This is a genomic window from Vitreimonas sp. (assembly GCF_036392335.1).
Taxonomy (GTDB): Bacteria; Pseudomonadota; Alphaproteobacteria; order Caulobacterales; family Aquidulcibacteraceae; genus Vitreimonas.
In genome coordinates this window covers 47,458-59,094 of sequence record NZ_DASVYD010000058.1, presented here as the reverse complement: position 1 = coordinate 59,094, position 11,637 = coordinate 47,458, and the positions used below count along the sequence as shown (strand labels likewise).

Here is an 11,637-nt window from a genome sequence, read left to right as displayed (position 1 = left end):
CTGTTTCAACTTGCGCCGGCGGTGCTCGGTTAAATGAAGATGCCGGCTGGAAGCCGGCGGTCCGATGTGGCTTACAGCCCCGCGATCATATCCCTGATCATGTCGTGCTCACGCGCGGTGGCTGCTGGGTCGAAGCGGACGCGGGGGTCGGTGGCGTGCGGGTCTTCGAAGGCGTGGGTGGCGCCCTCGAAGAATACGATGTCAAGCGAGGGGCTGCGCAGGCGCTGGCGTTCGAGTGTGCCGCGGGTTTGGCCGACGATGTAATCGTGCTGCGCGACGATAGCGGTGCTGCGTGGCGCGAGGCGCCAATCGCGGCGGCCCGCGAGCGAGCCCACGCCCGTGTAGGGATAGACGATCAATGTCGCGCTCAAGCCCGCGAGCGGTTCGTCCGGCAAATCTTCCAGGCGTGTGGCGCGGCGCATCTCGGCGCCGGCCCGCAGTGCGAGCGCGTCCATGATGGTCCAGGCGCCATGACTCCAGCCGATGGCGCCGAGGCGCGACTGGTCGGCCCAGCTCTGTTGTCGCGCCCAGGCGAGGGCGGCGTAGAGATCGCCGGCGCGCTCGCGGCCTTGTAGGCGCGCGCCGGTGCACACGGTGGCAAGCGCCGCGACGCGGCTGATGCCACGCGGGCGATAGGAATCGACGTTGATCACAGCCGCGCCGGCGCGCACGGCGACTTGGCTCATCTCATCGAGGAACGGGCGCGGGCCGCCGCAGCCATGCATCATGACGATGACGGGGAATGGCCCGTCGCCTTCAGGGCGCGCGACGTCGAAATGCGGCGCGAGCAATGCGACGCGATCCTGCAAAGTTTCCGCCGCAACCGGCATCGCCGCACCCATGAGCGCAAGGACGAGGGCGATGATGGCAAAAATCATGCGGCGCAAACAAGGCCGCATCGACGTTAGTGCCGGAAATGGCGCATGCCGGTGAAGGCCATGGCGATTTCGGCGTCGTCGGCGGCTTTGATCACCTCGTCGTCGCGGATCGAGCCGCCCGGCTGGATCACCGCCGTTGAGCCGGCTTGCACCGCCTGCAGCAAGCCGTCGGGGAAGGGGAAGAACGCATCCGAGGCGCAGACTGATCCGATCGTTTTGGGGTCGGCCCAGCCCTTGGCGTGCGCGACGTCTTCGGCCTTCAAGCGGGCGACGCGCGCGGAATCCACGCGGCTCATTTGGCCTGCGCCAATGCCAACGGTAGCGGCGTCTTTCACATAGATGATGGCGTTGGATTTGACGTGCTTGGCGACTTTGAACGCGAAGATCATGTCGCGCACTTGCGCGTCGGTCGGCTGCTTCTTGGTGACGAATTTGAGGTCGGCGGCGGTGACTCGACCATTATCGCGGTTCTGCGCGAGGAAGCCGCCGGCGATGGTCTTGATTGAAAGGCCGGGCGCAGCTGGATCAGGCAAGCCGCCGGTGACGAGCAGGCGGAGGTTCTTTTTCTTCGCGAACACCGCGACCGCGTCTTCATCCGCCTCTGGCGCGATCACCACTTCGGTGAAGATGTCGGCGATGGCTTCGGCGGCGGCTTTATCCAAGCGGCGGTTCAAGGCGACGATGCCGCCGAACGCCGAGACGGAATCGCATTCCAGCGCGCGCTGATAGGCTTCCAGCAAGTTCGCGCCTTGCGCCACGCCGCACGGATTGGCGTGCTTGATGATGGCGACGGCGGCGGTTTCCTTCGGATCAAACTCGGCGACCAGTTCGAACGCGGCGTCGGTGTCGTTCAGATTGTTGTAGCTGAGCTCTTTGCCTTGCAGCTGCTTGGCCGTGGCGACGCCGAAGCGTTGCTCGGCTGTTGTATAGAATGCCGCGTGCTGGTGCGGGTTTTCGCCATAGCGCAGGCTTTGCTTCAGCTTGCCGCCGAGCGCGCGCCAGGTCGGCGTCGTCTCGCCGAGCTGATCCGCATACCAAGACGAGATGGCCGCATCATATGCGCCGGTGCGCGAGAAGGCCTTCGCCGCGAGCTTTTTGCGTAGCGCCAATGTCGTGCCGCCATGTGCCTTGGCCTCTTCGAGAATCGCGGCCATGTCGTCCGCATCGGTGGCGACAGCGATGAAGCCGTAATTCTTCGCCGCCGCGCGGATCATCGCCGGGCCGCCAATGTCGATGTTCTCGATGCAGGTGTCGAAGTCGGCGCCGCGCGCGACCGTTTCCTCGAACGGGTAGAGGTTCACATAGAGCACGTCGAACGCTTCGATGCCGTGCTCTTTCATGGCGCCGGTGTGCTCGGCGTTGTCGCGCAGCGCGAGCAGGCCGCCATGCACTTTCGGGTGCAACGTCTTCACGCGGCCATCCATCATTTCCGGAAAGCCGGTGATTGCGCTGACGTCATCCACCTTCAGCCCAGCGTCCGCGATCGCCTTCTTGGTGCCGCCGGTGGAAATGAGTGCTGCGCCCAGGCCGGAGAGCGCCTTGGCGTGATCGATCAGGCCGGTCTTGTCCGACACCGAAATAAGGGCGCGCTTGATGGGGAGGATGTCTGTCATGGCGGGACCTTTCGGCCGGTAATGTGACGAATTTGTTGGGCTGTGCATGGCCTCGACTCGCCGCGTGGTCAATGCGGCGGGCTGACGGTCTGGCGCGGCGCATTCATAAAAGCGATGCGGGCGGCGCCTTCGGGTGTGCTAGAGGCGCGGCCCAGGGAGACGCGACATGCCGCAGGCCAATAATGACACGCGCTTTTGGGACCGCACTGCACGCAAATACGCCAAGGACCCGATCGCGGATGTCGCTGGCTATGAGCGGACCCTTGCGGAGACGCGCCGCTATCTGAAGGCAGGCGACGCGGCGTTCGAGTTCGGCTGTGGCACCGGCACCACCGCACTCAAGCTCGCGCCGTCGGTCGGTCACCTGACGGCCACCGACATCTCCAGCGAGATGATCGCCATTGCGCGCGAGAAGGCGGCGGCGGCGGGCGTCACGAACGTCTCGTTCGAAGTCGTTACGCCGGATGCGTCGACCTTTCCCGACGCGGCGTTTGATGTCGCGCTTGGCTTCAACGTGCTGCATCTCGTGGCCGCGCGGGACGCCGCCTTGCGCGGCGTGCATCGTATACTCAAGCCTGGGGGCTTGTTTGTTTCCAAAACACCCTGCCTGTCGGAGATGAATCCGGCGATCCGGTTGGTGGTGCCGCTTATGCAGGCGATAGGCAAAGCGCCCTATGTCGCATTCTTATCTGCCGAGCAATTGGAGCGCGCGATCGTCGGGGCGGGCTTTGTGATCATCGAGCGCGCACGACACGCCACGAAAGGCAAAGACGTGCGGCCTTTCATCGTCGCACGGAAGATGTGATCAAGCCCGCGCCAGCGCCCAGCGGATGCGATTGGGTGGCGCGAGGCCGTGGCCCATCGGGTCGGCGGCGCCAGTGAGCACGATTTGCGTGCTTTCGCGCGGGGCGGGGCCGCCCCAATAGATTGAAGGCTCAATGCTGATCTCGGGCGCGTCGGTGCGCAATCGCCAGCGTTGGCCGCTCGGCGTCTCCAGCAGCGCCATTTGGTGCTCAACCAGTTTGGCGCGCACGTCCGGGTGCAGGTGGAAGCGGGCGACGTAGGGAATGTCCTTCTTCCAGGTCACGCCTTTGAGCTTCACGGGGCGGATCAACTCATCGATGCCGCGCAGATTCTTGCCTTCGTGGTCGATGAAGAGATAGCGCCGGTGCAGGAGGCCGAATTTGTCGCGATAGCCGTCATGACGGCCCTGCACGGTGATGCCGCTTTCATCGGACGAGCGACGGACGTCGTCCAGCGTGGGGCCCGAGATGCGCGCCGGACCTTTGCCACGGCGCGGTTCTTCGAGCGCGGCGGATAGCGAGTCGGCGAGCACCAGGGTGGAGTGCGCATTCGTGACGCGTGCGGCCATGCGCGCGGCGGGCTCCAATTCTCGCGTGGCGCCGACATTGACGATGATGCGCTCGCGCTCGCTTGAAAGCTCGAAAGAAAGCGCGCTGGCGTGTGCGCGTTCGGAATAGGCGAGCGGCGGGGCTGTGCCGACGTCGAACACAACACGCAGGGGGCCGGCCTCAAGGCGTTGATAGCCCGTGTGCGTGGCGAATTGGAAATTGCGCGGCTCGCCGCCGACGCGCGCGAGCACGGCGTCGATTGAAGCCGCGGAATCCTCAGAGCCGCCGTGGAAGCAGGCGAGCCCGCCATCGCCGAGGCGCAGCATGCGCAACATGTTGGCAAGCTTGGGCATGGCATCGCGCACGAGCTGCGGCGGGTCTTCCAGCATCTCGCAGGCGGTGACCATGTCGCAGAGCGCATCGGCCAGGGCTTCGGGCGAGCGCGAGAGGTGACCGCCATCGGAGAAGAATTGCTTGGCGCAGGCCTCGATCAACATCTCCTCGCCTTGCTCGGCGAGGCGGATGGCGTCGGGAAATCCCGCGGCGCCGGCGAGGATCAGGGCGGCGCCGGCTTTGATCGAGCCCAGTTGGCGTTCGCTCAATTCGCTTTGCGCCAACATCAGCATGCGCGCTTGCCGCGCCGCGGAGCGCAGCAGCGCGACGCGATGCTCGGGCGCGCCCATCTCGAACGCGGGCCGGCCCCAACAGAGCCACGCAAACAAGCGCTCGGCGGTGAGCTCCGGATCCCACGCCAGTTCGTCCCATTCGCCGTAATCAACAACCCAGGATTCGATCAGGTCGGCGATTCGGCCGCTGGCGGAGGGCCCGATCGCGGCGAGGTCGATCAGCCAGGAAAACGAATGCAGCCGTGCGGTGAAATGGCGTGACGGATGCGGCGCGCGCCAGGGCAAAGCGTGTTCGCCAGCCATGCGCTCGGCGGCGATGCGCCATTGGCCGCGGCCGAGTTCACGCCCGCGCTCGGAATCGCCCACGCGCGGATCGTCGCCCCATTGATTGATGCGGTCAGGTGCATTGATGTCGCGCAGGCGTATCCGGTGAAACGGGTTCGCGCGCCAGATGTCGCTCACCGGGATCGGCCTCACCGGCCGTCGGGGAGGGGAGACCGGCGCATTCATGCCGCTCAGGCCGGCGCCCTTAAACGCGCGATATTGTCGGCGTAGGCGCTTGGGTCGCCGCCATAGACAGCGGTGCCGGCGACGAGCGCCGTGGCGCCGGCGGCGATGACGCGCGGCGCCGTCTTAGCGTTCACGCCGCCATCGACTTCGAGGATGATGTCGCGTCCGCTCGCATCGATTTTGCGACGCAGCTTTTCGATCTTTGGCAACGCGGTCTCGATGAAGCTCTGGCCGCCAAACCCAGGGTTCACGCTCATCACCAGAATGAGGTCGACCAGATCAATGACTGGATCCACCGCCTCTGCCGGCGTGCCCGGATTGAGTGAGATGCCGGCCTTTGCGCCGGTCGCTTTGATCGCCTGCAAGGTGCGATGCACGTGTGGGCCGGCTTCGGGATGAACAGTGATGATGTCGGCGCCGGCGTCACGGAAGGCTTGGATGTAGGGATCGACCGGCGCGATCATCAAATGCACGTCGAACGGGAGCTTCGCGTGCGGCCGGATCGATTTCACCACGCCTGGGCCGATGGAGATATTGGGCACGAAATGGCCGTCCATCACATCGACATGGATCATGTCGGCGCCGGCGGCTTCCGCCGCGCGAACTTCCTCGCCCAATTTGGAAAAATCCGCCGCAAGGATCGAAGGTGCTATGAGCGTCCGCGCCATACCTTCTCGTACCCCGCGCCGGGGAGGGCGCGCAAGGCGAGCCGGTTCCCTTGTGGATTAAGTGCGCAGCAATCGCGCGGCATAGAAGCCGTCGAGGCCGCCAAGCTCGGGCCAGAAGCCGGGTTGGGTGCGCATGTCACCGTCGGCGGTGATGAACTCGGCAGGGATTTCGTTCGTCAGCGCCTCGCGGCGCCAGCCCTTACGCAGCGCTTCCGCAACGATTCCAGGGCCTTCCTCGGGCTCGAGCGAGCAGACGGCGTACACAAGCGGCGCGCCGGGCTTCAGCAATTTGGCGCTGGCGGCGAGAAGTGGGCCCTGCAGCTCGGCGAGCGCGCGCACGTCGGTGGGCCGGCGCAGCCAAGCGACGTCGGGGTGGCGCCGGAGTGTGCCAGTTGAAGTGCATGGCGCGTCGAGCAGCACGGCGTCGAACGGCTCGGCGCGGAATTCCAGCGCGTCGGCGCAGATCACGTCGGCCTTGAGATTGGTGCGCGCCAAGTTTTCGCGCAGGCGTTTCAAGCGCGTCTCCGACTTGTCCACCGCGGTGACGTGAGCGCCAGCGGCGGCAAGTTGCAGCGTCTTGCCGCCAGGCGCGGCGCAGAGATCAAGCACCCGCTTGCCCCGCACGTCGCCGAGCAATTTCGCTGGCAACGCCGCCGCAGCGTCCTGCACCCACCAAGCGCCATCCTCGAAACCGGGCAGGGTGTCTATTGGCGCTGGATCGCTGAGGCGCACGCTCCCAGTCGGCGTCACCACGCCGCCAAGCTTCTCAGCCCAGCCGGCGGCGTCGTCCTTCACGCTGATGTCGAGCGGGGCTTCGTGCAACAGGGCTTCGGCCATGCGTGGCGCCGCCTCGCCATAGGTCGCGCGCCAGCGCGTGTAGAGCCAAGCCGGCAGATCGGCGCCTGGGGGCAGTGACTTCAGAATTTCCGCACCATTGCCGGCCACCTTGCGTAGCACGGCGTTCATCAGCTTGGCGAAGCCGCGCGCCTCGCGCATGTGATTGGCGGTTTCGACCGTCTCGCCTACGGCGGCGTGCGCGGGCGTGCCGAGCACCAGCAATTGCGTCGCCCCGAGATGCAATAGTGCGCGCGCATGCTGGGCGCTGTCGGGTAGCGGCCGCTGCAGGAATTGGGAGAGCACGGCGTTTACGCCGCCGAGGCGGCGCAGGCCGGCCGTCACAAGCGCACGCGCGAAGGCGCGGTCGCGGCCTTCAAGCGCGCTGAAGCTTGGCGTCTCGGCCATCGCATCTTCCAGCGCGCGGCCGCGTTCCATCACGGCGACGAGCAAATCGGTGGCGGCGCGGCGAGCACTCAAGGCGTAGGCGCGTTCGTGTATTGCACGTCGACGCGCGCACGACGGAACTCGGTGAGGCGGATGACGGCGCGGCGTGGCCAGGGCGTGGTGATCCGCACGACCGGCGCGAAATTCGAGTCGGGCATCAAAGCGAACCAGACTTCGCCATGGGGAATACGCGTGCGGCCAGCATCGCGCGGCTCATAGCCGGCCACGGCGACATAAGCGAGCGAGCATTTTAGCACATCGCCTTGATAGCCGGCGTCGTCGACGCTCTCGATCTGGCCGTCGGCGATTTCGAGCAGGTAGTGGAAACGTCCGTCAAAGGTTGGGTAGGCGCCGGCGCAACGACGGGTTTGACCGACATCGATTGACATCGCGATCATTGATGAGAGCGGATCGCGCGAGAGACGGCGTTGCGCGTCATTGGTCGCAGGCTGTCCCCAGAGGCGGTAGTTCGGTGTGATTTCCGCGCTCACGGCGCCGCCTTCTCCCACTTGCAGGGCGATCTGGCGGCGCTTGCGGCTGTACCTGTGATCGAGATCGTAGCGTCGCCAGAAAACAGCGCCATTGTGGATGTCGCCCGAGGCGGAAGCCTCGATCGCGGTGCGCTCGAACACGTTGATGAAGCCGCTCGATTGCAGCGACGTGGCGACGTCATAGCCATCGTCGCGGACATCGGCATCGACGACGATACCGCCGAGCGGGATCACGCCCATGCCGGTGGCGTCGTAGCGCAGCACAAACCGCTCCGCCGCCGCTGGCGCGGCGAAGGTGAACAGCGCGGCAAGAACCGTGATGAGGCGACGCATGCCGCGACTTTAGTGGCGGCGCTGGGCGAGTCCATCGCGTCGCGGCAGCTCAGGTGCGGACCAGCCCCTGGAGTGGGCGCGCGGCGTCGCTGGCGGGGAAGGCTTCACGCTCAAGCGCGGCGCTGGCGATGCGCAGATGGTCGGCGAGCACGCCTTTGAACACGGCGCGGAGATCGGTGGTGGGACGCAGATCGCGATCCTCGTAGAGCGCGCCGCGGGCGAGGCCGGGCCAGTCGGCGAGCACACGCCCCCCATTCACAGCGCCGCCCGCGAGAAACGCAGCCGCACCCGTGCCGTGATCGGTGCCGTTCGCACCATTGGGTGCGGCGGTGCGGCCGAATTCAGTCGCGATAATCACGATCGTATTCGCCCAGGCGGCGCCCATTTCGGTCTTGAAGGCGTCGAGGCCGTCATCGAGCGCGGTGAGGCCGCGCGCGAGCGGACCTTGTTCCAAGCCCTGGTTGGCGTGGGTGTCCCAGCCGCCGACCTCCATGACCGCAGCGATCGGGCCGCCATCGTCCTTTAGGAACCGCGCCGCGATCTGCGCCAGTGGGGTGATCGTCCGCGGACCTGCGCGGTTCATGTCGCTGGCGCCGGACTCCATGGCTATTGCATTGGCGCTCATGGCGGATTCAAGCGCGTGGGCGAGTGCGGGATCGCGCGCTTCGTAGAGGGCGAGCATACGCGCCATCGTGTCCGTGTTCACATCGGGCAATGTGGATGGCGACCACGTCGACACGGGCGTTCGGCCGCGCAGGATCAGCGGCGCTTGGGCGGAGAGGGCAAGGCCCATCTCCGGTCGCGACTGCGGCAGCGCGCCAAGCGCCTTGTTGAGCCACCCTTCTGTGCGCGCGAACGGGCGCACGCCGCCCGTCTCCAATACGTTCTGTGCGTCGAAGTGCGAACGCTCGCGATAGGCCGTCGCGCAGGCATGAATCGGCAGCAATTCCTGGGCGCGGTAAAGCGCGTGCATTTTGCGCAGATTTGGATGCAGCGCGAATGTGCTGTCGAGCTGTAGCGCCGTCGCGCGCTCGACCGCGAGGCGTCCGCGTAAGCTGGCGTAGCTAGGATCGCCGACTGGCGCCACGGCCGAAAGCCCGTCGAGGCCGCCGCGCAGGACGATGACGAGCAGACGTTTGTCGGTGGTTAGCGCTTGGCCGAAGGCGAACAGGGGGAAGGAGAGTGCGCCGGCGCCGGCCACGCCCGCGAGCAGCGTACGTCGGTTCAACATGCTCATCTCCGTTGCATCTCTGGCGCGCCGAAGAGCAATGCGAGGCCTTGCGCGGGACTCTCGGCGCGCATGATTGCGGTACGGGTTTCGTCGCCCATGGCAGGGCCAAGGCACGCGTCGCCGAGTGCGATGGGGCTTAGGTCCGCGCGGGCAATTCGATTTGAGAACGCCTGCGCGAACTCGAGCCGCTTCCACACAAGATCGGCGGTGAGCCAAGCGTCGGCGATGTCGGCCCAGCCATCGGGGCCAGGCGCGGCATAGGGGCGTTGGCCCATGGCGGTGAGCGCCGCGATTCCAGCGCCCGGCGGCAGTTGGCGCGCATCGACAGCACGCAGCAGCGTGATGGCGTATTCCTCCGGGCGCTTGAACTTCGCGCGCGGCGTTTCCCAGGCTTCGGGACTATCGACGAGGGCTTCCATGGTCTCGCGCAAGTCTCCGTCGCTGCGCTCGAATGCGTTGGCGACGCGGACGATCGCGGCTTCGGGCGGTGCGTCGGCGATGTAGTGGCGGCAGAGTTTCGTGGCGATGAAGCGCGCGGTGGCGGGATGGCGCGCGAGATCGTTGAGCGCGGCCTCGCCTTGGGCGACACCCTCCTGCCTGTAAGTGCGGCCGAGCAATGTTTTGGGGCCGGGCTCGTGTGCATCGGCGTCGAATTCGAAGAGCGCGCCACCGTTTCGTTCACCGCGCGCGTCGCTGATAAAATCACGCAGGCGCGCGCGCTGGTAGGTCCAGCCAGTGATGATTGCTGCGAGCGATTGCACATCGGCCTGCGTGTAGCCGCCGGTTACGCCGAGCGTATGCAGTTCGAGGATTTCACGGGCGAGGTTTTCGTTGATGCCGGTGGGGCGGCCGCCGCCCGGCAGACGCCGCGCGCGGCGCGGGTTTTGCGCGCTGGCGCTGTTGGGGCCGACCGAAAGCCAATTGTCGAGATAAACGATCATGCCCGGATGCTTGCTCGACGCGCGCAGCATGTCGGCGAATTTGCCGCCGACGTGCGGACGGATCGCGTCTTTCTCGAATGAGGGCGGCAAGGCGATGGCGGCGGGCTTGGCGGTCGAGACGGTGAAATGGTTGGACCAGAAATGGACCAGCCGCTCATGCACGGGGCGTTCGCTGGTGATGGCGGCTTCGAGGCGGGCCGCGACCGCGCGCGTAGCGCGTTCGCGGAAGTTCTCGACGAAATCTTCCTCGACGGAGAGGCGCCGCAATTCTTCTTGCGTTACGCCTTGGCGCTCCGCGCGTTCTTCCAGGCGCGCCGCATTGCCGCCGTTCAACCTGCGCCGCGCGAGCCACCGACCGAAGGCGAGCAGATCATCTTCCGCTGCGGGCAACGCCGCGATCTGCGGCGGCAGCGTATCTGGTTGGCGGAGTTGCGCTTTCACCCAGCCGCGCGGGTCGCCGGCGATCGTGCGCAATTCGCCGGGGCGTGGACCGAAGCCGAAGCGGTGGGCGGCAAGGGCCGCGAGACTGAGATCGGGCATGAGCGCCTCTCCGACCCCAGTCTAACGTGGAACGCGCGCTAGTCCGTCGCAAAAGAAAAGGGGAGCCGCTCGGGCTCCCCTTGGACCTTGCTTTCGGTCGCCGATGATCAGAGCGGGCGAACGTTGATGTCCATATTGTCGAGCGGTAGCTCGACCATCATGCCCACGCGCGCGGCTTGCACGTCGTTGAAGCCGGTGGCGCGGGCTTCGGCGACTTGCATTTGCGCCGCGATCGGCGTGTCGGCGCCGGTGAGCACGACCATGCCAGTATTTGACGCGGCGGCTTGCGTCGCGATTTGCGCGGCAGTCGCTGGGCCGTCAAACGTGGCGTTGCGTTCGCTTTGGGCGTTTTGCAGCACAACGTCGGCGTCGCGCGCGGCCGACGCGCCGGCGACTTGGCCGTCGCCGCCGACCACGATCGAGCGGCCGCGATAATCGAAGCGATAGGCGACGCGTCCGCTGAACGCGTCCTCTTGCGTCGTGAAGGCCGAGACGACGAGACCGTCAGCCTCGAACACGATCACCGAGCGGCCTGGCTCCGGCGACGGGCCCCAGGCTTGCAGGCCGTTGCTCGCGCCGTCGAAGCCGCCCGCTTGGTTCAGGCCGTCGACGAGGCGCTGCGTTTCGGCTGGGCCATAAACCGGCAGCACTGCGCCGCCATTGCGCGAGGCGGCGTTGTAGACCGCGGCCAAGTCCGCGACTTGCGGCATGTCCGCGTCCGTCAGCAGGACAGCGCCCAGGCGATCCATCGGGATATTGCGGCGGGCAAGCGACGAGGCTGCGCCCGTGCCGGCGTCGACGATGAAGAGCCGGCCCGCGGCGACGATCGCCAAACAGGGCTTTTGCTCAACAGAGGTGGGATCGCCGCAGACGATGGCGCGCAGGGCGGTCGAATCGAAGAGATTTTCGTTCGCGGTGGCCTGCTGCTCCTCATAGGCAGCATAGGCGCGTGCGATGGCTTCCTGGCCTTCGGGCGTTTGCGAGCCGACGATCCAGCCGCCCCAGAACAAACCTGAAAGCGTCACGAAGATCGCAGATGATTTGCCGATAGCGTTCATGATTTCCGACCCCGTTCAAACGCGCGCCGCGGCGCGTTGACGTTAACCCCATCCAGCGTCACTAACCCAAAGTATGAGTCGCGCAAACTCGGTTAAGGAGTGGTTTCCACAGCTA

Annotated in this window: 10 protein-coding genes; 1 reads left to right on the top strand and 9 read right to left on the bottom strand. The window is 66.2% G+C overall.

Annotation, left to right across the window (positions count from 1 at the left end; translation table 11 throughout):
* Window positions 1–71 precede the first annotated feature (71 nt).
* Window positions 72–878, bottom strand: a complete 807-nt coding sequence (locus tag VF769_RS13455; RefSeq protein ID WP_331008935.1) for a dienelactone hydrolase family protein — start codon at window positions 876–878, stop codon at window positions 72–74.
* Window positions 879–904: 26 nt separating this feature from the next.
* Complete coding sequence (gene purH, locus VF769_RS13450) at window positions 905–2,491, bottom strand: bifunctional phosphoribosylaminoimidazolecarboxamide formyltransferase/IMP cyclohydrolase (protein ID WP_331008934.1); 1,587 nt, start codon at window positions 2,489–2,491, stop codon at window positions 905–907.
* A 166-nt stretch (window positions 2,492–2,657) separates the two neighbouring features.
* On the opposite strand from purH, the gene VF769_RS13445 reads away from it, so the two are divergent.
* Window positions 2,658–3,296, top strand: coding sequence for a class I SAM-dependent methyltransferase (locus VF769_RS13445; RefSeq protein WP_331008933.1), 639 nt, complete (start codon window positions 2,658–2,660; stop codon window positions 3,294–3,296).
* Here the strand turns inward: VF769_RS13445 and VF769_RS13440 are convergent, their stop codons facing one another.
* The 7 genes from VF769_RS13440 to VF769_RS13410 all read right to left on the bottom strand — a co-directional run bounded on the left by VF769_RS13440 (window position 3,297) and on the right by VF769_RS13410 (window position 11,522).
* The gene (locus VF769_RS13440; protein WP_331008932.1) at window positions 3,297–4,931 is read right to left on the bottom strand and encodes a heparinase II/III family protein; all 1,635 of its coding nucleotides are present in this window, start codon (window positions 4,929–4,931) and stop codon (window positions 3,297–3,299) included. It abuts the gene before it with no gap.
* Between the two features lie 53 nt (window positions 4,932–4,984).
* The gene (gene rpe, locus VF769_RS13435; protein WP_331008931.1) at window positions 4,985–5,647 is read right to left on the bottom strand and encodes a ribulose-phosphate 3-epimerase; all 663 of its coding nucleotides are present in this window, start codon (window positions 5,645–5,647) and stop codon (window positions 4,985–4,987) included.
* A 57-nt stretch (window positions 5,648–5,704) separates the two neighbouring features.
* Window positions 5,705–7,042 (bottom strand): RsmB/NOP family class I SAM-dependent RNA methyltransferase, encoded by a 1,338-nt coding sequence (locus VF769_RS13430; RefSeq protein ID WP_414731779.1) that lies wholly within the window; start codon window positions 7,040–7,042, stop codon window positions 5,705–5,707.
* Complete coding sequence (locus tag VF769_RS13425; protein WP_331008929.1) at window positions 6,958–7,752, bottom strand: hypothetical protein; 795 nt, start codon at window positions 7,750–7,752, stop codon at window positions 6,958–6,960. The genes VF769_RS13430 and VF769_RS13425 overlap by 85 nt, the downstream gene beginning before the upstream one ends.
* A 49-nt stretch (window positions 7,753–7,801) precedes the next feature.
* Window positions 7,802–8,983 (bottom strand): DUF1501 domain-containing protein, encoded by a 1,182-nt coding sequence (locus tag VF769_RS13420; protein WP_331008928.1) that lies wholly within the window; start codon window positions 8,981–8,983, stop codon window positions 7,802–7,804.
* Window positions 8,984–8,985: 2 nt separating this feature from the next.
* A complete protein-coding gene (locus tag VF769_RS13415) occupies window positions 8,986–10,464 on the bottom strand; it encodes a DUF1800 domain-containing protein (protein ID WP_331008927.1) in 1,479 nt (492 codons plus the stop codon).
* 107 nt (window positions 10,465–10,571) lie between these two features.
* On the bottom strand, window positions 10,572–11,522 hold the full coding sequence (locus tag VF769_RS13410) for a hypothetical protein (protein WP_331008926.1): 951 nt from the start codon (window positions 11,520–11,522) through the stop codon (window positions 10,572–10,574).
* Window positions 11,523–11,637: the final 115 nt, after the last annotated feature.

Excerpts from the sequence above, each read along its gene's own strand:
- VF769_RS13445 (WP_331008933.1), top strand. The coding sequence starts at position 2,658 with ATGCCGCAGGCCAATAATGACACGCGCTTTTGGGACCGCACTGCACGC.
- rpe (WP_331008931.1), bottom strand. The coding sequence starts at position 5,647 with ATGGCGCGGACGCTCATAGCACCTTCGATCCTTGCGGCGGATTTTTCC.
- purH (WP_331008934.1), bottom strand. The coding sequence starts at position 2,491 with ATGACAGACATCCTCCCCATCAAGCGCGCCCTTATTTCGGTGTCGGAC.
- VF769_RS13420 (WP_331008928.1), bottom strand. The coding sequence starts at position 8,983 with ATGTTGAACCGACGTACGCTGCTCGCGGGCGTGGCCGGCGCCGGCGCA.
- VF769_RS13455 (WP_331008935.1), bottom strand. The coding sequence starts at position 878 with ATGATTTTTGCCATCATCGCCCTCGTCCTTGCGCTCATGGGTGCGGCG.
- VF769_RS13415 (WP_331008927.1), bottom strand. The coding sequence starts at position 10,464 with ATGCCCGATCTCAGTCTCGCGGCCCTTGCCGCCCACCGCTTCGGCTTC.
- VF769_RS13410 (WP_331008926.1), bottom strand. The coding sequence starts at position 11,522 with ATGAACGCTATCGGCAAATCATCTGCGATCTTCGTGACGCTTTCAGGT.
- VF769_RS13425 (WP_331008929.1), bottom strand. The coding sequence starts at position 7,752 with ATGCGTCGCCTCATCACGGTTCTTGCCGCGCTGTTCACCTTCGCCGCG.